This window comes from Oerskovia rustica, from assembly GCF_014836555.1.
Classification (GTDB): domain Bacteria; phylum Actinomycetota; class Actinomycetes; order Actinomycetales; family Cellulomonadaceae; genus Oerskovia; species Oerskovia rustica.
In genome coordinates, this window is sequence record NZ_JACSQQ010000024.1 from 13281 (window position 1) to 38642 (window position 25362).

The 25362-nt window shown below is 72.3% G+C and carries 23 protein-coding genes; 8 read left to right on the forward strand and 15 right to left on the reverse strand.

From position 1 onward, the window contains the following. The first annotated feature begins 63 nt into the window (after window positions 1–63). Window positions 64–1188 carry a pirin family protein gene (locus tag H9652_RS13885; RefSeq protein WP_191796771.1) on the forward strand — a complete coding sequence of 375 codons (1125 nt, stop codon included), beginning with the start codon at window positions 64–66 and terminating at the stop codon, window positions 1186–1188. 164 nt (window positions 1189–1352) lie between these two features. On the opposite strand, the gene H9652_RS13890 is transcribed toward H9652_RS13885, so the two are convergent. The 7 genes from H9652_RS13890 to H9652_RS13920 all read right to left on the reverse strand — a co-directional run bounded on the left by H9652_RS13890 (window position 1353) and on the right by H9652_RS13920 (window position 10954). Continuing rightward, window positions 1353–1745 (reverse strand): peptidase inhibitor family I36 protein, encoded by a 393-nt coding sequence (locus H9652_RS13890; protein ID WP_191796772.1) that lies wholly within the window; start codon window positions 1743–1745, stop codon window positions 1353–1355. Between the two features lie 240 nt (window positions 1746–1985). Further along, entirely contained in the window at window positions 1986–2555 is a 570-nt protein-coding gene (locus H9652_RS13895; protein WP_191796773.1) for an RNA polymerase sigma factor, read from the reverse strand. Window positions 2556–2637: 82 nt separating this feature from the next. Further along, window positions 2638–3480, reverse strand: coding sequence for a hypothetical protein (locus H9652_RS13900; protein WP_191796774.1), 843 nt, complete (start codon window positions 3478–3480; stop codon window positions 2638–2640). A 328-nt stretch (window positions 3481–3808) separates the two neighbouring features. Next, on the reverse strand, window positions 3809–4570 hold the full coding sequence (gene narI / locus H9652_RS13905; RefSeq protein WP_191796775.1) for a respiratory nitrate reductase subunit gamma: 762 nt from the start codon (window positions 4568–4570) through the stop codon (window positions 3809–3811). After that, window positions 4567–5319: a nitrate reductase molybdenum cofactor assembly chaperone gene (narJ, locus tag H9652_RS13910; protein ID WP_225228250.1), complete on the reverse strand. Its 753-nt coding sequence runs from the start codon at window positions 5317–5319 to the stop codon at window positions 4567–4569. The genes narI and narJ overlap by 4 nt, the downstream gene beginning before the upstream one ends. Further along, window positions 5316–7022 (reverse strand): nitrate reductase subunit beta, encoded by a 1707-nt coding sequence (narH, locus tag H9652_RS13915; protein WP_191796776.1) that lies wholly within the window; start codon window positions 7020–7022, stop codon window positions 5316–5318. The genes narJ and narH overlap by 4 nt, the downstream gene beginning before the upstream one ends. After that, window positions 7022–10954: a nitrate reductase subunit alpha gene (locus H9652_RS13920; protein ID WP_191796777.1), complete on the reverse strand. Its 3933-nt coding sequence runs from the start codon at window positions 10952–10954 to the stop codon at window positions 7022–7024. Before H9652_RS13920 ends, narH begins: the two co-directional genes overlap by 1 nt. Window positions 10955–11085: 131 nt before the next feature. Here H9652_RS13920 and H9652_RS13925 point away from each other — a divergent pair, with 131 nt between their 5' ends. Beyond that, the gene (locus H9652_RS13925; protein WP_191796778.1) at window positions 11086–11616 is read left to right on the forward strand and encodes a MogA/MoaB family molybdenum cofactor biosynthesis protein; all 531 of its coding nucleotides are present in this window, start codon (window positions 11086–11088) and stop codon (window positions 11614–11616) included. Window positions 11617–11730: 114 nt separating this feature from the next. Here the strand turns inward: H9652_RS13925 and H9652_RS13930 are convergent, their stop codons facing one another. From H9652_RS13930 to H9652_RS13955, 6 genes are read right to left on the reverse strand one after another with little or no spacing between them, the layout of a single operon-like run. Continuing rightward, on the reverse strand, window positions 11731–11967 hold the full coding sequence (locus H9652_RS13930) for a MoaD/ThiS family protein (protein ID WP_191796779.1): 237 nt from the start codon (window positions 11965–11967) through the stop codon (window positions 11731–11733). 1 nt (window position 11968) lies between these two features. Next, complete coding sequence (locus H9652_RS13935; RefSeq protein WP_191796780.1) at window positions 11969–12958, reverse strand: DUF6457 domain-containing protein; 990 nt, start codon at window positions 12956–12958, stop codon at window positions 11969–11971. Next, window positions 12955–13428: a cyclic pyranopterin monophosphate synthase MoaC gene (gene moaC / locus H9652_RS13940; RefSeq protein ID WP_191796781.1), complete on the reverse strand. Its 474-nt coding sequence runs from the start codon at window positions 13426–13428 to the stop codon at window positions 12955–12957. Before moaC ends, H9652_RS13935 begins: the two co-directional genes overlap by 4 nt. Then, window positions 13425–14813: a molybdopterin molybdotransferase MoeA gene (locus tag H9652_RS13945; RefSeq protein WP_191796782.1), complete on the reverse strand. Its 1389-nt coding sequence runs from the start codon at window positions 14811–14813 to the stop codon at window positions 13425–13427. The genes moaC and H9652_RS13945 overlap by 4 nt, the downstream gene beginning before the upstream one ends. Window positions 14814–14842: 29 nt before the next feature. Continuing rightward, on the reverse strand, window positions 14843–15604 hold the full coding sequence (locus H9652_RS13950) for a methyltransferase domain-containing protein (RefSeq protein ID WP_191796783.1): 762 nt from the start codon (window positions 15602–15604) through the stop codon (window positions 14843–14845). Window positions 15605–15662: 58 nt separating this feature from the next. Then, window positions 15663–16889 carry an MFS transporter gene (locus tag H9652_RS13955; RefSeq protein WP_318244178.1) on the reverse strand — a complete coding sequence of 409 codons (1227 nt, stop codon included), beginning with the start codon at window positions 16887–16889 and terminating at the stop codon, window positions 15663–15665. A 201-nt stretch (window positions 16890–17090) separates the two neighbouring features. On the opposite strand from H9652_RS13955, the gene H9652_RS13960 reads away from it, so the two are divergent. Continuing rightward, window positions 17091–17795 carry a DUF1361 domain-containing protein gene (locus H9652_RS13960; RefSeq protein ID WP_191796784.1) on the forward strand — a complete coding sequence of 235 codons (705 nt, stop codon included), beginning with the start codon at window positions 17091–17093 and terminating at the stop codon, window positions 17793–17795. A 157-nt stretch (window positions 17796–17952) separates the two neighbouring features. On the opposite strand, the gene H9652_RS13965 is transcribed toward H9652_RS13960, so the two are convergent. Beyond that, the gene (locus tag H9652_RS13965; protein ID WP_336707064.1) at window positions 17953–19041 is read right to left on the reverse strand and encodes a LacI family DNA-binding transcriptional regulator; all 1089 of its coding nucleotides are present in this window, start codon (window positions 19039–19041) and stop codon (window positions 17953–17955) included. A gap of 252 nt (window positions 19042–19293) precedes the next feature. Between H9652_RS13965 and H9652_RS13970 the strand changes: the two genes are divergently transcribed. From H9652_RS13970 to H9652_RS13990, 5 genes are all read left to right on the forward strand, one after another. Continuing rightward, complete coding sequence (locus H9652_RS13970; protein ID WP_191796786.1) at window positions 19294–20037, forward strand: glutamine amidotransferase; 744 nt, start codon at window positions 19294–19296, stop codon at window positions 20035–20037. Continuing rightward, window positions 20037–21020, forward strand: coding sequence for a ribokinase (locus tag H9652_RS13975; RefSeq protein WP_191796787.1), 984 nt, complete (start codon window positions 20037–20039; stop codon window positions 21018–21020). Before H9652_RS13970 ends, H9652_RS13975 begins: the two co-directional genes overlap by 1 nt. A gap of 151 nt (window positions 21021–21171) precedes the next feature. Further along, on the forward strand, window positions 21172–22260 hold the full coding sequence (locus H9652_RS13980) for a DMT family transporter (RefSeq protein ID WP_191796788.1): 1089 nt from the start codon (window positions 21172–21174) through the stop codon (window positions 22258–22260). Next, a complete protein-coding gene (locus tag H9652_RS13985) occupies window positions 22257–23306 on the forward strand; it encodes a phosphotriesterase family protein (protein ID WP_191796789.1) in 1050 nt (349 codons plus the stop codon). Before H9652_RS13980 ends, H9652_RS13985 begins: the two co-directional genes overlap by 4 nt. Window positions 23307–23422: 116 nt before the next feature. Beyond that, window positions 23423–23860, forward strand: coding sequence for a YdeI/OmpD-associated family protein (locus tag H9652_RS13990; RefSeq protein ID WP_191796790.1), 438 nt, complete (start codon window positions 23423–23425; stop codon window positions 23858–23860). Window positions 23861–23893: 33 nt separating this feature from the next. On the opposite strand, the gene H9652_RS13995 is transcribed toward H9652_RS13990, so the two are convergent. Continuing rightward, window positions 23894–25321: a serine hydrolase gene (locus tag H9652_RS13995; protein WP_191796791.1), complete on the reverse strand. Its 1428-nt coding sequence runs from the start codon at window positions 25319–25321 to the stop codon at window positions 23894–23896. Window positions 25322–25362 lie beyond the last annotated feature (41 nt).

Consider the following 25362-nt stretch of genomic DNA (forward strand, 5'->3'; position numbering starts at 1 on the left):
CTCGCTGAGCGTCCGGATGCTCCGTGGCGGGCCCCCGGCCGCGGGCGAGCCTAGGCTCGTCCCATGAGCAACCTCGAGACCCGGCCCCGCGAAGAGGTGTGCGCCGCGGGGAGCCATGCTCCGTCGTCGGGCAGCCTCGTGGACGGAGGACCCGCGGGCCGCACGCCCGTCGAGATCCTCGACCACCGCCAGGTCCCGCTCGGCGGGACCCGCGCCATGGACGTGCGCCGCACCCTGCCGCAGCGCGTCCGCTCGCTCGTGGGCGCGTGGTGCTTCCTGGACCACTACGGGCCCGACGACGTCTCGACGTCCGACGGCATGCAGGTCCCGCCGCACCCGCACACCGGACTCCAGACCGTGAGCTGGCTGTTCGAGGGCGAGATCCTGCACCGCGACTCGGTCGGGTCCTTGCAGACCGTGCGGCCGGGCGAGCTCAACCTCATGACGGCCGGACGCGGCATCTCGCACTCGGAGGAGTCGCCTGCGGGACTGCGCCCGCCCCTGCTGCACGGCGTACAGCTCTGGGTCGCGCTGCCCGGCGACCGGCTCGGTGACGCGCCGTTCTTCGAGCACCACGGCGACCTGCCCGTGTGGAGCGGGCCGGAGGGCGAGCGCGTCCAGGTGCTCGTGGGGTCGCTGAGCGCGGGCGGCGTCGGCCTGCGGTCGGCCGCGACGGTCTTCACACCCCTGGTCGGGGCGCAGGTGGACCTGCCCGCGGGGGCGTCGGTCGAGCTCGCCGTGGACCCGGGGTTCGAGCACGCGCTGCTCGTCGATGCGGGCGACGCGTCGTTCGAGGGGGTGACCGTGCCGGTCGCGTCGCTCGGCTACGTCGAGCCGGGACGCTCGGTGCTGACCGTCTCGGCGGGGGAGGAGCCCGTGCGCGCGGTGCTGATCGGCGGTGAGCCGTTCGCCGAGGAGATCGTCATGTGGTGGAACTTCGTGGGCCGCTCGCACGACGACGTCGCGGCCGCGCGTGCGGACTGGATGGCGCAGGTCGAGGTCAGCCCGGCTGCCCTGGAGGACGGTGCGGCTGCGGCGCCGGTCCCCGTACCCGGGGACGGCGGCACGCGCTACGCCCCGGGGGCGTCCGGCCGCCGGTTCGGGGAGGTCGTGGGGTACGACGGCGGGCCGCTGCCCGCTCCGGTGCTGCCCGACGTGCGGCTCAAGCCGCGCAGGCGACCGATGTGAGGCGAGTTCGGCCGGGCGTGCGGTGGTCCCCGGTACGACGCCGTACCGAGGACCACCGGGCGACTGTGCCGGGCGCGTGATCCGATGCCCGTCGATGGGGTATCAGGTCAGTCGCCCGACGTGGCGGCCGTCGTCGCCGTCAGCGACGCTCCTTGCTGGTGCGCCTAGATGAACTTCGCCGACTTGATCCTGTTGTCCCAGTTGACCGAGGTGTGGTTGAGACCGTTGCTCAGCATCGGGTCCTGCCACTGTCCGCCGCGGGCCGGGTTGTTGAGGGTGAACGACAGGCCGGTGTAGTTGGCGCCGTCGTAGAACCGGGCGATGCTGGTGTTTCCGTTGTTGACGACGGAGCTGATCGAGCTGGGCCCTGTCCCGAGGTTGACGAACTGCTGGAAGTACGCGTTCGGTGCCCCCGGGAAGCTCTCGCCGTTCCACATGCAGGCGTATCCCGCGGCGCAGTCGGAAGCCGCTGCGCTGGCCGAGGTCGCGCCTCCGACAAGGAGGCCGGCGGTCAGGAGAAGTCCGACGGGTGCGGCCTTCAGAAATCGCTTGTTCATTTGATCCCCTCTGCTGGGCAAAGTCACGGTTTGTGGCTTTGCGTTACGCCAGGTTAACGGGACCGTGCGCTCGGGGCCACTCGAAAGCGCGGGTGAATGTCGTCCGAATTTCCAACCACATGGTCGTGTTTTGTGTCCTTCTCGCGGAAAGGCGTGCTTTTCCGGGGTCGGAGCGTCTGTCACGAGAAAAAGCTTCCGCGCGTGCGGTTTCTTTCCTCGGGAGCGGTCGACGAGCGGAATTCATGCCGTGCGCCCGTCGGCGAGGCTGAGCGTGGCGCGGCCGGCGGGCGACCGTGACCCCGGAGCGGGGGCCGGCTCGACGGCGTCGAGCGAGCGCCTCAGCTGCCGCCGCGCTCGGGTGAGGCGCATCGAGTAGGCGGCCCGCGAGCACCCCAGGATGCTCGCGGCCTCGCTCGCGGTGAGCCCGTCCCACGAGACGAGCGAGATGACCGCTCTGTCTGCCGGGTCGAGGCGCGTCCAGGCGTGACGCAGGTCGATCGACATGTCCGAGAGCGTCGTCTCGTCCGGGACGAGATCACGCTCGCCTCCCACCCGGCGCTCGAGTCGTCGATGCCGATCCTGTGTGCGATGGCCGCTCGCAAGGACGTTGCGCGTCACGCCGAAGAGCCACGGCCGCATCTCCCCCAGAGGAATGCGACCCCAGCTGCGCCACGCCACCGCGAAGACCTCTGACGCGAGGTCCTCCGCGTCATGACCGTCCGCGCGTCGACGCAGGTAGGCCAGGACGTACGGGTACGCATCGCGGTACATGGTGGTGAACTCCAGCTCGACGTTGTTGTCGTGGTGCACGTCAGGACCGTATTGCATCTCCGTCGAGATGCGCGTCAGGGCCGTGCGGCGTCGGCAGGTTCCGGCGGCTCCGGACGGCTGGTCAGCCCAGCTCGTCGATCACGGCGTCGATCCCCTTCTCGTACTCCGCATAGGCACGCCGGGTCGCGTCGAATCCCGCGCTGTCCTGGCCGATCGCCGCGAGCTCGCCCTGGGCCCGCGCCTGCAGTATCGCGTCGTCGTACCCCGCTTCGGACCGGCAGCGCGCATCCGTCACGGCGACCTCGCGCTCCCGCTCCGACAACGGAAGGCCGGGCTCCGGGGTGCCTCCGCCGGCGTCACCCGTCAGTCCGGTCACCGAGGGTGACGGCATCTCGAGCGGACTTGTGGGCAGATCGACGACCCCGGCGGGCTCCATGCACGCGCGCCATGCGGCGATCGACTCCTGAACCCCTTCGTCCTGGTCGACCGTCTCCCAGCCCGCTGCCTCGACGGCGGTCAGGTAGTCGTGCGGGACGAGACCTAGCCGCTCGTCCGCCTCCTGGCCGCACGTGACCATCGCGTCGTGCATCGCCGAGGTGATCTCGACGTCGTCCGGGACGGCCGTGTCCGGCCCCGTGGGGAGACGCAGATGCGGGTACCCCCACTCCTGCGCGATCTGCTCGTCGAAACGGAGCTGTCCAGTGCGCTCGTCGAACAGGAGCGGCTCGCTCCCTGGTGGCAGCGGAAGGTATTCGACGACACCTTGCAGGCACTGCTGCGCGAGAAGGTCACGGGCATACCCGTCCCGCGGGTCCTTGAACTCAGGGACCAGCTCGTAGACGGGGCTGAGCGTCGCCGACGTCTCGTCATAGCCATAGCGCGTCGCGGTTTCTCGGGGGTCTACGTCGTCGTCGCCAGCCGTGCAGCCCGACAGGGTGGTGGCAACGAGCAGCCCGGTGACCAAGGTGCTGAATCGCGCAGCGCGAGGAGAAGGTCTCATACCGAACTCATGGCGCCGAGGGTGCCGAGTGCAACAACAGAAAGTGAGCTCTCGGGAAATGTCCGGAGAGGTTCCCCGGCTCCTCCGACCGGCGGGTCGGTCTCGGCGTGTCGAGCGGTGCTGCCGCATGGCTCCCCGGTTATTCTCGTCGGTTTGCCTCGATCCTTTCCCAGGGGGCGCAGTAATTGAAAAGCGGATCAACGCATCGCCGGACCCGCGTCATCGGTCAGCTGACGAGCTGGTGTCGCCGCGCGGATGCTCTCGGATCGCATCCGTCATGCCGGCACGTGCGTCACCGCTTCGTCCCCGGCCGCTCCGACGGGTCCCACCCGGGCCGCGGCTCGCGGGAAGCCACCGAAGCGTCGCGTGAGCGGTACACGATGTAGGGCCGGAAGATGTACGGCACGGGCGCCGAGAACGCGTGCACGAGCCGCGTGAAGGGCCACAGGACGAACAGCAGGTTCGCGGCGACGATGTGGAGCTGGAAAGCCGCGGGCACGCCTTCCATGAGCGCGGGCTGCGGCTGGAAGTACCAGAGGGACCTGAACCACGGCGAGATGGTCTCGCGGTAGTTGTACCCGTGGTTCTCGGCAAGGAGCTGGGTCTGGACGGTCGCCCACGCGCCGAGCAGGATCGACGCGGCGAGGAACACGTACATGACCTTGTCCATGCGCGTGGTCGCGAGGAACACCGGCCCGGTGGTCCGCCGCCGGTAGACGAGGATGAGCAGCCCGGCGACGAGCGCGAGCGCCGCGAGCGAGCCCATGTAGGTGGCCACGAAGTGGTACGCGCCCTCGTCGATCCCGACGGCCTCCGTCCACGACTCGGGGATCACGAGCCCCAGGACGTGCCCGAGGATCACGAACAGCAGCCCGAAGTGGAACAGCGGCGAGCCGAGCCGCAGCAGCTTCTTCTCGTAGAGCTCGCTCGACCGGGTGGTCCACCCGAACTTGTCGTAGCGGTACCGCCACACGGACCCGACGACGAACACCGCGAACGTCACGTAGGGGAAGACGACCCACAGCAGGATGTCTCCCGTGCTCGCTCCGGTCATCGTCGTACCTCCTCGGGCGGCGCCCCCGTGGGCGCGAACGGTTCGAGCGGCCCCATGGCAGACAGCCCGACCATCTCGGTCGGCGGCCCGGACGTCACGAGCTCGAGGTACCGGCGCTCGGTCTCGGCGTCGAGCGGGGGCAGGGTCAGGCACACGGCCTCGACCACGAGCGCGTACTGGCTGGGCGTCGCGGCGAGGGCGGAGCGCAGCACCTCGATGCCCTGGCGGTGCGAGCCGAGCAGCCCCGCGGCGATGCGCTCCTCGTCGCGGGTCCTGGCCCGGGCGGAGAACTCGAGAGCCATGGGCAGGTAGTCGGGGAGCTCCTCGCCGTCGACCTCCCACCCGGCGGCGCGGTACGCCTGCACGAACCGCACGAGCGCCATGCCGCGCTTCCGCGTGTCCCCGGCCGCGTAGTACGACAGGTACATCGAGCACTTGCGCTTGAGGTCGAACGTCGCGACGTAGCGCGCCTCGAGCGCGGCGGGCTCGCCGGCTTCCAGGTCGTCGAGGAACGCGCAGAGCCGCACCTGCACGGGGTCGGGAAGCTGCCCGACGACGTCGCGCACCTCGTGCGCCGCGGCGAGCGTCCTGGTGTCGGGGTAGTCGAGCAGGAGCGAGGCGGCCATGTGCGTCGTGCGCCGCTGCGCGGGCGTGGCCCGGACGGGGGCGAGGGGCTCCAGGAGGGGCGTGCGCGCCGTCGGGCGGGGCAGGAAGGTCGTCGCCGGGGACTTCGTGAACAGGCCCATCATCGGGCCGCCGTGCCGTCGCCGGACGTGTCCGGACCGAGGCCGTCCGAGCCACCGGGAGACCCCGGCGGGAACAGGCCCGGGGGCCGGCCGTTGCCGTCCCAGTTGAGCAGGTTGACGCGCCCGGGCGTCGAGGGACCGTTGGGGGAGTCGGCCGTCTGCCGGGCCTGGAGCACGTGGAAGTTCTCGACCGCGACGGGCACCGGGGTCCCGCTCGACGAGCCGAACGGCCCGGCGCCGCCCATGCCGCCCATCCCGGGGCCGCCGTCGAAGTCGAGCGAGCAGCTGATCTCCTCGAGCTCGCGCGCGATCTCCTGGTGGGCGGTCGGGATGACGTAGCGGTCCTCGTACTTGGCGATCGCGAGCAGGCGGTACATCTCCTGGATCTCGGTGCCCGTCATGCCGACCGCACGGGCGACGGCCTCGTTGGGCTCGTCGCCCAGGTTGATGTCGCGCATGTAGGTGCGCATCGCGGCCAGCCGGCGCAGCGTGCGCTCCACGGGCACGGTGTCGCCCGCGGTGAACAGGCCCGCGAGGTACTCGAGCGGGATGCGGAGCTTGGAGATCGCCGCGAACAGGGTCCGCGGGTCCTCGCCGTCGTTGCCCGACGAGCCGACCACGTCGACCACGGGGGACAGCGGCGGGATGTACCAGACCATGGGCATGGTCCGGTACTCGGGGTGCAGCGGCAGGGCCACGCGGTACTTCTGGATGAGCGCCCAGATCGGCGAGGCCTGCGCTGCCGCGATCCAGTCCTCGGGGATGCCTTCGGCGCGCGCGGCCTCGACGACCGCCGGGTCGTGCGGGTCGAGGAACACCGAGCGCTGGGACTCGAGGAGCTCGTGCTCGTCCTCGACCGCCGCTGCCTCGGTCACGCGGTCGGCGTCGTACAGGACCAGGCCCAGGTAGCGCAGGCGGCCCACGCACGTCTCCGAGCAGACCGTGGGCAGGCCCACCTCGAGTCGCGGGTAGCACAGCGTGCACTTCTCGGCCTTGCCGGTCTTGTGGTTGAAGTAGACCTTCTTGTACGGGCAGCCCGTGACGCACATGCGCCAGCCGCGGCACTGGTCCTGGTCGACCAGGACGATCCCGTCCTCGGCCCGCTTGTACATGGCCCCCGACGGACAGGAGGCGACGCACGCCGGGTTGAGGCAGTGCTCGCAGATGCGCGGCAGGTAGAACATGAACGTCTGCTCGAACTCCGAGGCCACGTGCTCGCTCATGTGCGCCAGGATCGGGTCGTCCTGCATGGTCTCCTTGGACCCGCCGAGGTCGTCGTCCCAGTTGGCCGACCACTCGATCTTCATGTCCTCGCCCGTGAGCAGCGACTTCGGCTTCGCGACGGGGGTGTGCGGGCCCTGCGGGGCCGAGAGCAGCATGTCGTACTCGTACGTCCACGGCTCGTAGTACTCGTGGATCGACGGGAGCTTGGGGTTGGAGAAGATCGTCGCGAGCTTCTTGGCCCGCCCGCCCGCGCGGAGCTTGAGCTTGCCCCGCCGGGTCCGGACCCAGCCACCCTGCCACTTCTCCTGGTCCTGGTAGGTCCGGGGGTAACCGAGCCCGGGCCGCGTCTCGACGTTGTTGAACCACACGTACTCGACCCCCGTGCGGTTCGTCCACGCCTGCTTGCACGTCACCGAGCACGTGTGGCACCCGATGCACTTGTCGAGGTTCATGACCATCGACATCTGAGCCATCACACGCATCAGTACGTCACCTCCTGCGAGCGGCGGCGGATCGTCGTGACCTCGTCGCGCTGGTTGCCCGTGGGCCCCAGGTAGTTGAACGCGAAGGCGAGCTGCGCGTAGCCGCCCACGAGGTGGCTCGGTTTGAGCAGCACCCGGGTCAACGAGTTGTGGATGCCGCCGCGCAGGCCCGACGTCTCGGCGAGCGGGACGTCGATCGTGCGGTCGGTCGCGTGGTGCATGTACACCGTGCCCTCGGGCATGCGGTGCGAGACCACGGCCCGCGCCACGACCACACCGTTGCGGTTGTACGCCTCGATCCACTCGTTGTCGCGCACCCCGATCTTGTCGGCGTCGCGCGGCGACATCCAGATGTTCGGCCCGCCGCGCGACAGCGAGAGCATGAACAGGTTGTCCTGGTACTCCGAGTGGATGGACCACTTCGAGTGCGGCGTCAGGTAGCGCACCGCGACCTCGGCCTGGCCCTCCGAGCCCGGGTAGCCGCTCGGTGAGCGGTCGCCCAGCGGCGGGGAGTCGGGGAACAGGCGGTGCATGTCGAGCGGCGGCCGGAAGATCGGCAGCTGCTCCCCGAGCTCGGTCATCCAGTCGTGGTCGAGGAAGAAGTGCTGGCGGCCGGTGAGGGTGTGCCACGGCTTGAGCCGCTCGACGTTGATCGCGAACGCCGTGTACCGCCTGCCCCCGTGCTCCGAGCCGGACCACTCGGGAGAGGTGATGACCGTCGTCGGGCGGGACTGGACGTCCGGGAACGTGACGCGCTTGCCCTGCTCGTCGCGCGCCAGGTCCGCGAGCTCGACGCCCGTGCGCCTCTCGACGTGCTCGAAGCCCTGGACGGCGAGGCGCCCGTTCGTCGTGCCCGACAGCGCGAGGATCATCTCGCACGCGTGCGTGTCCTTGTCGAGCCGCGGGCGCCCCGCCGCGGGGCCCGAGGGCACGAGCCCGTTCTTCTGCCCCAGGACCCGCACCTCCTCGCCCGGCGAGAACTGCACGCCCTTGGTGACCATGCCGAGCTTCTCGGTGAGCGGACCCAGCGAGGCCATGCGGTCCGCGAACGCCGGGTAGTCGCGCTCGACCACGACCAGCTTGGGCATGGTCACGCCCGGGACCAGGGGACGGGACGCGGACCCCGCGCCCGAGTCGACGATGGTGCCGTGCGGCACCGACATGGCGTCCGGGGTGTCGTGCAGCAGGGGCGCGGCCACGAGGTCCCTGCGCACGCCCAGGTGCTCGACCGAGTACTCGCTGATCTTCCGCGCGATCGTGTGGAAGATGTCGAAGTCCGTGCGGGTCTGCCACGGCGGGCTGATCGCCGGGTTGAACGAGTGCACGAACGGGTGCATGTCCGTCGTGGACAGGTCGTGCTTCTCGTACCAGGTGGCCGCGGGCAGCACGACGTCGGAGAACAGCGTGGTGCTCGTCATGCGGAAGTCGAGGGTCGTGAGCAGGTCGAGCTTGCCGCGCGGCGCCTCCTCGGCCCACTCGATCGAGCGCGGTCGCCGCGCGGGCGCCGACTCGTCCGCGAGCACCGCCGAGTCCGTCCCCAGCAGGTGCTTGAGGAAGTACTCGTTGCCCTTGCCCGAGGAGCCCAGGATGTTGGCCCGCCACACCGTGACGCAGCGCGGGAAGTTCTCGGGCGCGTCGGGAGCCTCGACCGCGAACCGGAGCGCGCCGCTGCGCAGCTCGGAGACCACGTAGTCCGCGGGGGCGACGCCCGCCGCCTCGGCCTGGTCCACGAGGTCGAGCGGGTTGCGGTCGAACGTCGGGTAGCTGGGCATCCAGCCACGCTGCGCCGACTCGACCAGGCAGTCGGCCGTGGTGCGGCCCGCGAACATGCCCGAGCCCAGCGGTGTCGCGAGCGCGTCCGCGGGCAGCCCGTCGTAGCGCCACTGGTCGGTGGCGACGTACCAGAACGCCGTGCCGATCATCTGGCGCGGGGGCCGCGACCAGTCCAGGCCGCCCGCGTACTGCGCCCACCCCGTCACGGGCCGGCACTTCTCCTGCCCGACGTAGTGCGCCCACCCGCCGCCGTTGACGCCTTGGCAGCCCGTCATGGTCGTCAGCGCGAGCATGGCCCGGTAGATCGTGTCGGCGTGGAACCAGTGGTTCGCTCCGGCGCCCATGATGATCATCGAGCGCCCGCCGGACCGCTCGGCGTTGTCCGCGAACTCGCGTCCGATCCGCGCGGCGGCCGCCGCCGGGACCCCCGTGAACTGCTCCTGCCAGGCGGGCGTGCCGGGGGAGTCCGCGTCGTCGTAGCCCGAGGGCCACTCGCCGGGCAGGGCCAGGTCCTCGCGGTTCACGCCGTAGCGCGCGAGCAGCAGGTCGAACACCGTGGTCACCAGGTGCCCGCCCACGCGCCGCACCGGCACACCGCGTGTGATCGATCCCGCACCACCGGTGTGCCTGCCCGTCTCGCCCTGCTCCGGGTCGGGGGACAGGTCGAAGCGCGGCAGGTCCACACGGACGCTCTCGACCCGGGTGCCCCCCGGGCCCGACGGCGCCGCTCCCGTCCGCGGGTCGGGCCCGGCGGTCGTGTGGCCGTCCGCGACCGACAGCAGGGGCACGACGCCCTCCAGGTCGAGGTTCCACTTCCCCTCGTCGGCCTCGCCGAACCGGTGGCCCAGGGTGCCGTTCGGGATCACGGGCGAGCCGTCCGCGTCGAGCAGCACGGGCTTGAAGGCCGCGTTCGCGGCGCTCGCGGCCCCCGGCAGCACGTCCTCGACGAGGTCGGCCGCGGTGAGGAACTTGCCCGGGACGTAGGTGACGTCCCCCTGACGGGGAGCTGCGCCGTCGGGCCCCGACGAAGCCGACGCCGGGCTGGGCGTGAGCGTGACCAGGAACGGCGAGTCCGTGTACTTCCTCAGGTAGTCCACGAACGGCGCCGTGCGACGTTCCACGTGAAACTCCCGCAGGATCACGTGGCCCATCGCGAGGGCCAGCGCGCCGTCCGTGCCGGGGTGCACCGCGAGCCACTCGTCGGCGAACTTGGTGTTGTCGGCGTAGTCGGGCGAGACCACGATCACCTTCTGACCGCGGTAGCGTGCCTCGGCCATGAAGTGCGCGTCGGGCGTGCGGGTCACCGGGATGTTCGAACCCCACATGATGCAGTACGACGAGTTCCACCAGTCGGCGGACTCGGGCACGTCGGTCTGGTCGCCGAACACCTGCGGGGACGCGACCGGGAGGTCTGCGTACCAGTCGTAGAACGACAGCATCGCGCCGCCCAGCATCGAGACGAACCGGGCACCCACGCCGTGCGAGACCATCGACATCGCCGGGATGGGCGAGAAGCCGGCGATGCGATCCGGGCCGTACGCCTTGATCGTGTGCACGTGGGCAGCCGCGACGATCTCCGCGGCCTCGTCCCACGACGCCCGGACCAGGCCGCCCTTGCCGCGCGCCTGCTTGTAGGCGCGTGCGGTCTCCGGGTCGCCCGTGACCTCGGCCCACGCGCGCACGGGGTCGCCCGTGCGCGCCTTCGCGTCACGGAACGCCCGCAGCAGCACTCCCCGTACGTACGGGTAGCGGACCCGCGTCGGGGAGTACGTGTACCAGCTGAACGCCGCGCCGCGCGGACAGCCTCGCGGCTCGTACTCGGGCGAGTCCGGCCCGACCGACGGGTAGTCCGTCTGCTGCGTCTCCCACGTGATGATGCCGTCCTTGACGTACACCTTCCACGAGCACGACCCGGTGCAGTTCACGCCGTGCGTCGAGCGCACGACCTTGTCGTGCGACCACCGGTCCCGGTAGAACACGTCGCCCTCGCGGCCCCCCTGGAGGAACAGCTGGCGCAGGTCGGGCGAGACCTCGCCGCGGCGCAGGTGCTTGCCGAGCCGCAGCAGGGCGTCCTCACCGCTGCCACCCGGGGACTCAGGGCGTGGGGCGTCCGCTGCGCGGGCGTCGGTGCCCGGGCCGGGGACGGTGGACTGCGACATGCGACCTCCTGGGGCGAGCAGGACCGTGCGTGTACGTTCGTCTGCCTCGCAGTATGCCCACGTCCCGCAGGGTTCTGCCCGGGGAGCGGGGCCGCGTCGCCCGGTGCGCCGCGATTGTCTACGGTGCTCCCATGACCACGTTCGACGGGCCCCACGCCACCTTCCCGCTCGCCCACCTGCCCGTCACGGTCGTCACGGTCTCCGACCGCGGCTCGCGCGGCGAGTACGTCGACCGTTCGGGGCCGCTCCTGGTCTCGCTCCTGGAGACGGGCGGCTTCGAGCGCGTCACGACGCGTCTCGTGCCCGACGGCGTCAGCTCCGTCCGCGACGCGCTCACCTCCGCGCTGGCCGAGGGGGCGCGGCTCGTGATCACCACGGGCGGGACGGGCATCGGACCGCGCGACCACACGCCCGAGGGGACGGCCGAGGTCGTCGACCAGGAGCTGCCGGGCGTCGCCGAGGCGATCCGGCGGCGCGGGGCGACGGTCGTGCCGAGCGCGGTGCTGTCACGGGGGATCGTGGGGACCGCCCGGGGGGCGCGCGGGCTGCGGGCGTTCGTGGTCAACCTGCCGGGCTCGCCGGGCGGCGTGCGCGACGGCTGGTCGGTGCTCGAGCCGCTGCTGCCGCACGTGTTCTCGCAGCTCGCGGGCGGGGACCACTGATCCGTCGCTGCCGAGGTGCTGAGACGTTGAGACGTTGAGACGTTTGAGTGCATGATTCGGCTGCGACACGCCCGGCGAGTCGCCGAATCATGCACTCAACGGAAGTGGGGACAGTCAGCCGCCCGCGAAAGGGGGCAGGACGTCGACCTGTTCGTCGGCCGTCAGCGCCACCCCGTGGTCGGCCGTCCGGACGCCGCCCACGAGCACCGAGCAGCGCGGCAGCACGTCGGCGAGCGCGGGGTGGCGGGCGGTCATGGCCGCGAAGAGCTCCCCGACCGAGGCGCCCGGGAGGGACTCGGCCTCGAGCCCGGCGGCCTCGGCCGCGCCGGCGAAATAGCGGACCTGCGGCACGTCACGCCCTCTCGGGGGCCGCGGGCTCGTGGCGCGTGGTGTCGGCGTCCACAGCGTCCTCCGTGACGGCCTCGTCGAGGGTCGCCTCGACGTCCCACGCGAGCGCGAGCTCGGTGGCGCGCTCCATGGCGTCGAGGCCGGGGTGGTCGGCACCTTCCCCGGCGGACAGTCCGGCGACGTACCCGGCGATGAAGGTCGTGAGCGGGGCCGCGGGGCGTTCGACCCGGTGCGCGGCGTCCCGCGCCAGGTCGAGGATCGCCCCGATGTCGACCGCCTCACGGTCGAGGTCGAACTCGTCGACCAGGGCGTCCACCCAGCGCTCGAGGTTGCTCATGCCATGCCTCCCGAAGTTCGGTGCGGGTCGTGACTCTCCAGTGCCGTACCGTGCGCGGCGTGCGTACGTCTCCGCATCCTGCCACGTGTCCACGTCGGTGCTCAGACCGTCCACGTCCTCGACGCGGGTGAGTTCCATCCCTGAGACGAGGCGGCGCACGGGGGCGCCCGCCAGGCCGCCCTGTGCCGGGTCGTCCGCGAGCCGGGCCACGGCCGCGTCGAGGGCCGTGCGGCGGTACAGCCCGACGAGCCACTGGTCCCGCCCGTCGTGCGCGAGGTGGACTCCGTCGATCTCCCCGTGGCCGCCGGCCGAGGAGCCTTGCGCCGCCGCCACGAGCAGCGGCACGGCCTCCGCAGCCCGCGGCACGTCGCAGGCGAGGAGCAGGACCCAGGGCGCTGCGCCGTCGGGCAGGGCGGCGAGGCCCGCCGCGGTCCCCGCGACCGGACCGTCGAACGGCGGGTCCTCGCGCGTGAGGACGTACGCGCCAGAGGCCAGGTCCTCCGGCCCGACGACGACCGTCGCCCGGGCTTCGCGGGTCGCGGTCAGCACGTGGTCGAGCAGGCGCGCGCCCGCGACGACGAGCTGCGGCTTGGACGTGCCGAGCCGCTGCGCCCGCCCGCCCGCGAGCACGACCGCGTCGAACAGGGGCCCGCTCACACCGGGCGCACCCACTCGCCCGACTTGCCGCCCGTCTTGGACTGGAGGCGGACGTCGGTGAGCTCGACCGACTTGTCGAGCCCCTTGACCATGTCGACGACCGCGAGCCCCGCGACCGCGACCGCGGTGAGCGCCTCCATCTCGACCCCCGTGCGGTCCGCGGTGCGCACGGTCGCGCGGATCTCGACGCCGTGGTCCTGGACGTCGAGGTCCACGGCAGCGCCGTGCACCCCGATGATGTGCGCGAGCGGCAGCAGCTCGGCCGTCTTCTTGGCCCCCTGGATGCCCGCGATGCGCGCGACCGCGAGCACGTCGCCCTTGGGGACCTCGCCCGACCGCAGGGCCGCGACGATGTGCGGACCGCACCGGACGACGCCCGTCGCGGTCGCGGAACGGACGGTCGGCTGCTTGAGGGTGACGTCGACCATGCGGGCGTGGCCGCGCTCGTCGAGGTGGGTGAACTCGCTCATGCGATCACCATGACACGCACGACCTCGCCCGGCCCAACCGCCTCGACCTCGGGTGGTACGACCGCGATCGCGTCGGCCCGGGTCAGGGCCGAGACGTGGTGCGCGCCGGGCCCGACCGGTGCGACGCCGTCGGCCCCGACGAAACGCACCGGGAGGAACTGCTGCCGCCCCGCGGGGGAGCGCCAGCCCTCGGTGGCGACGCGTTCGACGAGCGGCTCGACGGGCTCCGGGTGGCCCGCGAGGCGGCGCACCGCCGGGCGGACGAACGCCCTAAACGACACGTACGCGCTCACCGGGTTGCCGGGCACGCCGAGCAGGGGAGTGCCGCGCCAGCGGGCGGCCGCCTGCGGCTTGCCGGGCTGCATCCCGACCGCGACGAGCAGGACGTCGGAGCGACCTCGCGTCGTTGTCGGCACCGCGTCCTCGGGCCCGGTCAGGACCTCCTTGACGACGTCGAACGCCCCCGCGCTGACCCCGCCCGAGGTGACGATCAGGTCCACGTGGGGGGCGACGTCGTCGAGCACCGCGCGCAGCGCCTCGGCCGTGTCCGGGACCGCGCCCACGCGCACCGGGACGCCGCCCGCGTCGCGCACGCACGCTGCGAGCAGGAGCGAGTTGGAGTCGGGGATCTGGCCCGGGCCGGGCGCCGTCCCGACCGGCACGAGCTCGCTGCCCGTCGAGAGGACCGCGACGCGCGGGACGCGGTGCACCGGGAGGGTCGCGTGCCCCGCCGAGGCTGCGGCCGAGACGAGGCGCGGGGTCGTCGGGGCGCCCGCCGCGGCGACGAGGTCGCCGACCGCGACGTCCTCGGCGCGGTGGCGGATGTTGGGCCTGGACGGCTCGTAGACCTCGATCCGCTCGTCCAGGGGCGCGCCGGGCACGAAGCGTCGCGTCGAGGTCCGCTCCACGGGCACGACGACGTCGCACCCGTCCGGCACGGGGGCGCCCGTCATGATGCGGACGGCTTCGCCGGTTGCGCCGGTTGCGCCGGAAGCGCCCCGTCCGGCCGCAGGGGCGGTGGAGGGGGCCGCCGCGATGTCGCCCACGACGCGCAGCGTGACGGGGGAGTCCGGGGTCGCGGCCGCGAGGTACGTGCCGCGCAGCGCGTACCCGTCCATGGCCGAGGCGTCGAAGCGTGGGACGTCCAGGAGGGACCGGACGTCCTCGGCCAGGACGCGCCGGGCCGGGGCGGCGGTCGCGAGCTCGTCGAGCGTCACGGGCTCCGCGGCGAGCGGAGCGACCAGCGCGAGGACGTGGTCGCGGTACTCGTCGACCGTGATCCCGGCAGGTGCGGGGCTGCCCGTCCGGGCGGAGCCGCCGGCGGCACCCCACCGGTCCACGACCCGTGGTGCTTTCGACGGCTGGTCCAGGGCGTGGGGGTCCATGGGGACACCGTAGGCCAGCCGCCCGTCGGTCAGACCCGCGTCGCGACCGCGAAGACCCGCCGGAACGCGAGCGGCGTCCCGTACGGGTGCGCGGGGTACGCCGTGCGCAGCGCCTCCTGGAGGTCCGCGACGAACGACGGGCGCAGGGCCTCGGGCAGGGCGTCGAGCACCGGGCGGGCGCCCGTCGCCGCGATCCAGGTGAAGACAGGGTCCTCGCCCTGGAGCACGTGCACGTAGGTGGTCTCCCAGGCGTCGACCCGCCAGCCGGGCCGAGCCAGGTCGTCGAGGTACTGCTCGGGGTCGAACCCTCTCGGTCGGGCGACCGAGGCTGTCGACGCCCGGTACGGCTCGCGTCCCGCGACCTCGCGCAGCGTCACGTGGCTCGGGGCGTCGTGGTTGCCGGGGACGGAGAACGCGAACGACCCGCCGGCGGCGACCATCGAGGTCAGGCGTGGCAGGAGGGCGCGGTGGTCGGCGACCCACTGGAGCGTCGCGTTGCTCACGACGAGGTCGACGGGGGCGGGAGGCTCGAACGTGCGGAGGTCGGCGAGGGTGTAACGCCCGCCCGGGTCGTCGCGCCGGGCCCGGTCGATCATCGCGGGCGACGAGTCGACGCCCAGGACGTCGGCGTCCGGCCACCGGTGGTGCAGGGCCCCGGTCAGGTGACCGGGTCCGCAGCCGAGGTCGACGACCGTGCGGGGCGTCCCCGGCACGCGGGCCAGGAGCTCGACGAAGGGCCGCGACCGCTCGTCGGCATAGCGCAGGTAGCTCTCCGGGTTCCAGTCCGCCACGACACACTCCCTCTTGATGACAACAGTCTTGACATCAAGATATAACGGAGCGGGTCGTTCAGTCGCGCACGCCGCGCCGTACCGGCCCCAGCGTGAACAGCAGCGTGAGCAGGGCCGTCAGCGAGAGGGCCGCGAAGCCCAGGCCGTAGTCCCCGTTGAGCTGGTACACCGCACCCATGATGAGCGGCGGGATGAACCCGCCCAGTCCGCCCGCCGCCCCGACGAGCCCCGTCACCGCACCGACCTTGTCCTGCGGGGCGACCTTGGCGACGAGCTCGAACGTCGCGCCCGACGACGCCCCGAGGCCCACCGCGAGGCCCAGGAACGCGATGGTCCCGACAGGCACGAGGCTCGGCTGGAACGCGACGACCGCCGCGAGGACCGTGACGAGCGCGAAGCAGACGACCGACACCGGGATGCCGCCGAACCGGTCCGAGAGCGTCCCGCCGATCGGACGGCACGCGACCGCGAGCACCACGAACCCGGCCGTCCGCGCGGCGGCGTCGGCGGCCGTCAGGTCGTAGGCGTTCACCAGGAAGGTCGGCAGGTACACGCTGAACGCCACGAAGCCGCCGAACCCCACGGCGTAGAGCCACGAGAGCTGGAGCGTCGCCGGGAGCCTGAACGTCGCCCACGTGCGTGCCAGGAAGTGCCCGTGCGCGGCCGGTGCCCGACCCGGGGCGTCGCGCACGAGGAGCCACGAGGCGACCGCGTACACCGCCAGGACGCACGCCACGAGCACGAACGGCGCGCTCTTGCCGTACGCGTCGGTGATCCGCACGGTCGTGAACGCCGAGATCGCGGTGCCGCCCATCCCGATCCCGAAGATCCCCAGCGCCGTCCCGCGCCGGGCGGGGGGATACCAGGCGTTGACGAACGGCACCCCGACGGCGAACGCCGTCCCGCCCAGCCCCAGGAAGAAGCCGCCCAGGATGAGCAGCGGATAGCTGTCCGCGACGAAGCCGATGAACAGGACCGGGACGATCGTCGCCGCGCTGACCAGCGGGAACATGATGCGTGCCCCGAAGCGGTCCGTGAGCGCGCCGACCGGGATGCGCCCCAGGGAGCCCACGATGACCGGCACCGCGACGAGCACCGACTGCTGGACCGCCGACAGGCCGAGCGCCTTGCTGTACGCGCCGCCGAGCGGGCTGACGAGCGCCCACGCCCAGAAGTTCACCGCGAAACCGATCGTGGCGAGGACCAGCATGAGCGTCGCGGACCCGCCGGACCGGGCGCTGCCGGTCGGGGCGGCCGCCCCGTGCCCGGCGCCGGGGGACGTCACCGGCGCGGCTGCTTCGTCAGGATGCGTCACTGTGACTCCCGGGGGTCGGTCGCCCGTCCTCGGGCGAATCGGTGGAGCTCGAGATTCCCGCCCGACCCACGCTATCCGCGCAGGTGACGTGTCGCGCGGGCTGGCGAAGACGCCGTCGGGCCCTAGCGTGGTCCCCACGTCCCGCCCGCGCTGCACCACGAAGGCCCCTCCATGACCCTGCTGTTCCTCGGCGTGATCCTCGTCAACGTCTTCGCGTTCGCCCTGATCCTCCTGCGCGCGCCCCTCTTCCGCACCGAGGTCTACCGGCCGATGCTGCTCAACGTCGGGCTGTCGGTGCTGCCCGTGTTCGTCCTGACGTTCCTGATCGTCGGGGACCTCGCGCTGGGTGCGGCCGGCGCGCCCTCGTGGCTCGTCGCGACCATCGCGGGGGTCGGCCTGGCGATCTGGCTGCTGCTGCTCCCCAACGCGGGCTATCTCGTGACGGAGCTCAACTTCAGCCACCGCAAGGACGACGAGCACGTGCCGCTCTGGTTCGACATCGTCGCGGTCCTGACCCTCGCGATGTCCGGCGTGCTCAACACCGTCGTCAACATCTTCCTGGTCCAGATGTTCTACGCCGTGCTGCGCTACCCCGAGGACCTCAAGCCCTTCCTGCGCCCGGCGTCCTGGCTCGTGGTCGTCGTGATCCTCGTGCTCGTCTCGTTCGGGATCTACCTGGGCCGCTACATCCGCTTCAACAGCTGGGACCTGATGCACCCTGTCGGGTTCCTCCGGAAGTTCTTCCGCTACTTCCGCGAGCCCGGCAAGGTGCGCGACGCACTCCTGTTCACCGGCCTCTACACGGTGTTCTTCGCGCTCATCTACCTCGTCGTGATCGGGTCGATCCTCGAGACCATCACCGCTGTCACGGGCTGACGGGACGGACCGCTTCCCGCAGTCGGCGATCTGCCCTACGCTCGCCGGCGGCCCGCGAGATCCACACGTTCCGCGGGCGCCGGTTCATCGGTGCCGCGCTCAACGGCTTCCTGCGGCGCACGCTCGACGCCCAGGTCCAGGCGCCCGCCTGACAGGTCTACCTCGGCGTCGGCGGTGCGGACGGCGGCGCGACCGAGCCGCGGATGACCAGGTGGAGCGGCAGGACCGTGCGGGCGGGCTCGGCGACGTCGTCGGGGGCGTCGGCGCCGCGACGGGCCATGGCACGTTCGAGGGCGTCGACCGCCGCGAGGGCGAGCGCCGCGACGGGCTGCTCGAGCGTCGTGAGCTGGGGCCGCAGCCACTGGCCGATGCGGATGCCGTCGCAGCCCACGACCGACAGGTCCTCGGGGATGCGGATGCCGTGGAGCTCGGCGGCACCGAGCATCCCGACGGCCACGATGTCGCTGCCCACGAACACCGCGGTGGGGGCGTTCCCGGGGCGCGTCAGGTAGGGGAAGGTCGAGGCACCGAACTGCTCGGTGTACGGGCCGTGGCGGACCAGCTCGGGGTCGACCGTCAGTCCGGCGTCGGTGAGCGCGTCGACGTAGCCGCGCTTGCGCTCCTGGGTCGTGGAGAGCTCGGGCGGGCCGGCGACGTGCGCGATCCTGCGGTGCCCCTGCTGGATGAGGTACCTCGTGGCCTGGTAGGCGCCGCCGTAGTTGTCGACGGTCACGGTGTCGACCGCGAGGTCGAGGTCGATCTCCTCGTCGATCACGACGACGGGCAGCCCGTCCTCGACGGCGCGGGCGAGGCGCTCGTCGGTCCGGCTCATGCCGAGGTAGATCAGGCCCCCCAGCACGTCGCTGCCCCCGATCAGGGGGCTCAGCCCGCCGTCGCGCTCGCCGTGCTTGCCGGAGACCGCGACGACCAGGGGGATCTGGCGTGAGGCCGCGAGGTCGGCGCACTCCTCGGCCAGGGTCGTGAAGAACGGGTTGGTGAAGTCGGGCACGACGAGCGCCACGACGCCCTGCCCGGCGTCGGTGCGCGCGTGCGGTCCCGCTCCCGGCCGGGCGGTGCGGACCCCGCGGTTCGCGGTGGCGCCGCGGTAGTCGAGCGCGGCGACCGCGGCGTCGATCCGGGCCGCGGTCTCGGGCTGGACGTTGAGCTGGCCGCGCAGGTAGCGGGAGGCCGTCGACGTCGAGACGCCTGCGTGTTGCGCAACTTGCGTCAGTGTCATCGTCGCCACCTCTCTGCTCGTGCCCCGGCCGTCGGGTGCCTCCCGAGCCTATCGCTGCGCCGGTGCCGGGCGGGCCGTGAGTCCGTGGGGACCGCGGATTCCCGGGGCCCGTTGGTGCGGCGGCGGCCCGGCGACGGGTGTCTCGTCGCTGCTCGGTTGACACCAGGATGCCGTGCGCCTAGGTTGTTGCGCAACAGCAACACAACATTGCGCAACGTCGCCGATGTGCGGCCGAGCCCGAACCGTCTTGAGGAGAACCGCATGAGCCGCGTGCTGCTTGCCGGAGAGTCGTGGATCAATGCCGCGACGGACTACAAGGGCTACGACGCCTTCCCGCACGCCCAGCTGGAGATCGGCTGCGCCAAGCTGCTCGAGGCGCTCGCCGCCGAGGGGCACGACGTCACGCACCTCCCGTCGCACCTCGTCGCGACCGACTTCCCGTCGACGCTCGAGGAGCTCGACGCGTACGACGTCGTCCTCCTGTCGGACATCGGCGCCAACACCCTCCTGCTCCCGCCCGTCGTGTTCTCCGAGGGACGTCCCTTCCCGAACCGCATCAAGCTCCTCGCCGAGTGGGTGCGCCGCGGCGGCGGCCTCATGATGGCCGGCGGCTACCTCAGCTTCCAGGGCTTCCAGGCCAAGGCCAACTACCACGGCACCGCGGTCGAGGCCGTCCTGCCCGTCGAGATCCTCCCGTACGACGACCGCGAGGAGACCCCCGAGGGCATCAGCGGCGTCCTGACCGACGTCGAGCACCCCGTGACCGCGGGCCTCGACGCGCAGTGGCCCATCCTGCTCGGCTACCAGAAGCTCACCGCCAAGGCCGACGCGACCGTCCTGGCGACGATCGAGGGCCGCCCGCTCGTCGCGGTCCGCACCGAGGGCGAGGGCCGCACGCTGGCGTTCGCGTCCGACATCTCCCCGCACTGGGCCCCCCGCGAGTTCATGGAGTGGTCCGGCTACGGGAAGCTCTTCGGCCAGGCGATCACCTGGCTCGCAGGCTGATGAGCGCCCGCCCCGAGGGCGGGGTCACCCCCGCCCTCGCCCCGCAGGTCGCGGCCTCCCCGGAGGTGACGGTCGTCGGCAGCCTGAACATGGACATCAGGCTGACCGTCGACCGGATCCCGCGCTCGGGCGAGACCATCAGCGCGACCGGGCTCAAGCGCTCGCCCGGCGGCAAGGGGGCCAACCAGGCCGTCGCCGCCGCACGCCTGGGGCGTCGCGTCGCGATGGTGGGCGCCGTCGGGGACGACGACGCGGGCCGTGCGATCACGGCCCGTCTCGTGGCCGAGGGACTCGACGTCGCGTCGGTCGCGGTGTCCGAGCAGCCCACCGGCACCGCCGTGATCCTCTGGGAGCAGCCCGAGTCCACGATCGTCATCGAGGCGGGCGCCAACGCCGACGTCGACGAGCAGTTCGTCGACTCGCGCGACGCCGCGGTCCGGGCCGTCGCCGACGCGCAGGTCGTCCTGTGCCAGTGCGAGACCCCGCTCGGTGCGCTCGCCGCCGTCACGCGCCTCGCGACCGGCACGACGATCCTCAACCCGGCCCCCGCGGTCCCGGTCCCCGCAGAGATCCGCGACCGGTTCGACGTCCTGGTCCCCAACCGGTTCGAGCTCGCGACCCTCGCGGGCGCGCCCGAGGCCCCCGAGGCCCTCGCCGACGTCGTGGCCATGGTGCGGGGGCTCGCCTTCCCGGGCGACGTCGTCGTGACCCTCGGGGCCGACGGCTCGGTCGTGGTGCCTCGTGACGGCCTGCCGACCCCCGTCCCGGCCGTCCGCGTCGACGCGATCGACACGACCGCCGCGGGCGACAGCTTCTGCGCGGCGCTCGCCGACGGGCTCCTGCGCGGCGAGGACCTCGTCGGAGCCGCCCGCTGGGCGGCCCGCGTCGCAGCCGTCACCACCACTCGCGACGGGGCCATCGAGTCCCTGCCGCTCGCCGACGAGGTGCCCGCCGCACCGCAGGACCCCACGCCGGAGCACTGACCCTCACGACCCGTCCGACCGCACGACCCCCACCCAGCACCACCCGCACGACCCCCACCCAGCCCGACCACTCAGCGTCGACCCAGGGCTGGCCGTTCGATCGGTCCACCGATCCGACGTACCGTCGAAAGATGAAAGGCACGGCCAAGCAATGAAGCACACCACGCCGGAGACGGCCTCCCGCTCGGGAGGCGCCCAGACGGTCGCCCCGTCGCAGCGCAACAAGGTCAAGAGCACAGCGACCGCGCTCCTCGTCCTCGCGACCGTCCTCGCCGGAGCCCTCGGCCCCATGCAGGCCGCGGTCAACGGTCAGCTCGGCAAGACGATCGGTGACGGCCACGCGGCCGCCCTCATCTCGTTCGGCACGGGCCTGGTCCTGATGTTCGTCATCGTGTTCGCGCGCCCCGTGACGCGGCGCGAGGCGCTGGCGATCCCGAGCCTCATCAAGGGCCGCACGATCCCGTGGTGGAACTTCCTCGCGGGTCTCTGCGGCGCCGTCATCGTCCTCTCGGAGGGCGTCACGGTCGGTGTCCTGGGCGTCGCGACGTTCCAGATCTCGCTCATCTCGGGTCTGGTCATCTCGGGCGTGATCTGCGACCGCCTCGGTGTCACCGCCTCGGTCAAGCAGCCGCTCACGTTCTTCCGCCTCGCGGGCGCGGTCCTCGCGATCGTCGCGACCGTCATCGTCATCTCGCCGAACTTCTCGACCCCGCACACGATCGCCCTCGCGATCATGCCGTTCGTCGGCGGTCTCCTCGCCGGCTGGCAGCCCGCCGGCAACGCCGCGGTCGCCGACGCCACGGGTTCGATGCTCGTCTCGATCGGGTGGAACTTCCTGGTCGGCTTCACGGCCCTCGGCATCGCCTACGGGATCCGCGCCATGACCTCGGGCGTCGACTTCCAGCTGCCGCCCACGTGGTGGATGTACCTCGGCGGCCCGCTCGGCCTGCTCTCGATCGCGCTCATGGCGCTGCTGGTCCGCGGCCTCGGGCTGCTGCTCCTGGGCCTCGCGTCCACGGCAGGTCAGCTCGTCGGTTCGCTCCTGATCGACTGGGCCGTCCCGTCGCTCGGGCACACGATCTACGCGGCCACGATCATCGGCACCGTGATCGCGCTCGTCGCGGCGGTGATCGGCATGATCCCGTCCGGGAAGTCGACCGAGGCGCCCGCCGGGAGCGGTGACGCAGGAGTGACCGCCGCCGTCGGCGGTGGTGAGGCAGGAGAGGTGAGCCCGCGATGAACATCACGCCGGCCGGATTCGTCCAGACGGTCACCGGACGCGTCGCCGTGGCGGACCTGGGACTGACCCTGCCCCACGAGCACCTGTTCAACGACCTGTCGGGGGTGCTCGACGCACCCAGCTACGAGTTCTCCCGGGCCGTGGTCCGCGAGCCCGTGTCCGCGTCGGTCGCCTGGGCGCTGCGCCAGGACCCGTACTGCTGCGCCGACAACATCGCCGACAAGCCCGTCGCCGCGGTCGAGGCGGAGATCCGCAGCTTCGCGGCCCTGGGGGGACGGACCGTCGTGGACGCGACGTCGAGCGAGGCGATCGGGCGCAACCCCGAGCGCCTGGCGGACGTCGCGAGCCGCACGGGCCTCAACGTCGTCATGGGCGCGGGTGCCTACCTCGAGAAGTTCGAGGGCGAGCGCATCACGGCCCAGGCCGTGGACGCACAGGCCGCGGCGATCTCGCGCGAGCTGTCCGACGGCGTGCGGGACACGGGCATCCGGCCCGGCGTGATCGGGGAGATCGGCGTCTCGCCGGACTTCACCGCGGGGGAGCGGGCGTCGTTGCGGGCCTCGGCCCTGGCGCAGCTCGAGCACCCGCACGTCGCGATGCAGATCCACCTGCCCGGCTGGCAGCGTCGCGCGCACGAGATCCTCGACCTCGTGCTCGACGAGGTGGGAGTGCGACCCGAGAAGGTCGTGCTGTGCCACATGGACCCCTCGGCCGAGGATCCCGAGTACCAGCGGGCCGTCGCGGAGCGGGGGGTGTGGCTCGAGTTCGACATGGTCGGCATGGACATCACCTACCCCAAGGAGGGCGTCTCGCCCGACCCGCACACCACGGCGGGCGCCGTGCACCGGCTCATCGAGGCGGGGTTCGCGGGCCAGGTGCTCATGAGCCACGACGTGTTCCTCAAGCAGATGTGGGTGCAGAACGGCGGGAACGGGTTCGCGTACGTGCCCACGGTCTTCACCGAGATGCTCGCGCAGCGTGGGGTCGAGCGCGAGGTGCTGCGCCGTCTGACGCACGAGAACCCGGCGGCGATGCTCACGGCGTGACGGCGACCGGTTGACTGGGTGGCCGCGAGGCCCGGTTCCCCCCACCCGGCCCGACGACGGGGCGAGCGTCGAGCGGTCGGCGCGCGACGTCGTCGGGCCGGTGGAAGAGTCGGCCCATGCGATTCCGGACGACGATCCTCCAGAGCGGCAAGACGGCCACCGGCATCCCCGTGCCCGACGACGTGGTCGCCGCGCTCGGCGCGGGCAAGCGCGTCCCCGTGCGAGTCACGGTCGGCGGGCACACCTACCGCAGCTCGGTCGCGCCGTACCAGGGCCGGTTCATGATCGCGCTCAGCGCGGAGAACCGGGAGGCCGCCGGGGTGTCGGGCGGGAACGAGGTGGACGTCGAGATCGAGGTCGACGACGCACCGCGCGAGGTCGCTGTGCCCGACGACCTCGCGGCAGTCCTCACGGTCGAGGCGCGCACGGCGTTCGACTCGCTGTCGTTCAGCCGCCGGCGCGCACTGGTCGAGCCGATCGAGGCCGCGAAGACCCCTGAGACCCGGCAGCGGCGCATCGACAAGGCGGTCGCGGAGCTGGCTCCCGGCACGTAGGGCCCTCGACGTGGAAGGCGCTGCGCGAGGCCCCTACTTCGAGCCCGAACCCGCCACGCCACCCAGCAGCGCGAAGGCGCTCTCCGCGGTGTCGACCAGCACGGTCGGGTTCGCGGTCACAGCCGGGTCGGTGGCCGCGAGCTGCACTGTCACGACGTAGCTGCCGCCCTCGGCATCCTCCGCGAGCCACGATCCGGCCAGCACGCCCGGCGCGCTGCCACCCTTGAACGCGACGTAGGGCCACGCCTCGGCGTCCACCTCGATGCCGGGGTTGACCGAGAGCACCTCGCGCACGACGGGGTCCTGCTCGCCGCGCTCGTGCAACCAGACGTGTGCGGCGCACAGGTCCGACGACGTCGCGAACCAGTCGACGTCGTCCTGCCAGACGGGCGTGGTCACTCCCGCAGGGTCGACGTCGAGGGGGCCGCCGGGCAGCGCGTCGAGCATCGCGCGGCGCTCCGCGGTGCTTGCCGCCCCCCACGCGGAGGCCTGCGACGGCGTTCCCCAGGCGATCGCGAACGCGTCGCGGGTCGTGAGGAACGGGGTGTTGAGCGACGGGTCCGCGTGTCCCAGCGCGGCCTGCGCGCGTTCGACCGCGTCGCGCCCCACGGCCTGGACCAGCAGGTCGGTCGCGGTGTTGTCGCTGATCGAGATCATGAGCCCGGCCGCCTCACGCACCGTGACCACGGTGCCCGTGGGCGCGTCCTGGAGCTGGCCCGCGGGCAGCGACCGCACGTCGTCGGTCACGGTGAGCGCGTCGTCCCAGGTCAGCGTCCCGGCCTCGACGGCCTGCGACACAGCGCCCAGCACGTAGAGCTTGAAGATCGAGCCGAGCGGCAGCACCTCGTCCGCGTCCGAGCCGCCGGGGGCCTCCCCGACCGGCCGGCACGTCCCGTCGTCCAGGACCTGGGCCACGAGCAGCGAGCTCCGCGCGTCCACGGCGTCGAGACGTTCGCCCAGCTCGTCCCAGCTCTCGGCGGGCTCACGGTGCGGGTCGTCGCCCGGGCCGAAGAACAGGGTCTCGATGCGGCTGTCCGCGTCGACCCCGATCTGCATCGTGAAGAACTGACCGCTCGCGCCGACGATCGTCAGCGCGGCCTGCTGCTCGCCCGGGTCGACCGCGTCGACCGAGACCGGCACCCACTCCTGGTCCGCGCGGAGCTGCTCCAGGACGGGCACGAGCTGTGCGGCGGGCACCTGGTCCAGGAACGACCGCGCGAACCGCCGCTCGAGCGTCGCGGCGTCGGGGGACGCGTCCGCGTTGAGCACCTCGAGGGCCCACCCTGCCGCCTTGCCGACGGTCCCGCCCGGCAGCGCGACCGCGGTCGGTGCCACGTTCGGCGTGGGTGACACCTCGGAGCCGGGACCGGTCGACGAGCACCCGGTCAGTGCGAGCCCCGCGACGAGGAGGCCTCCTACGAGGGACGAGCGGCGGCGTCGGGCAGCAGAAGGGGAGGGCATCGGGACACCCTACGGAACACCCCTCGCACGGCGGGGGCGGA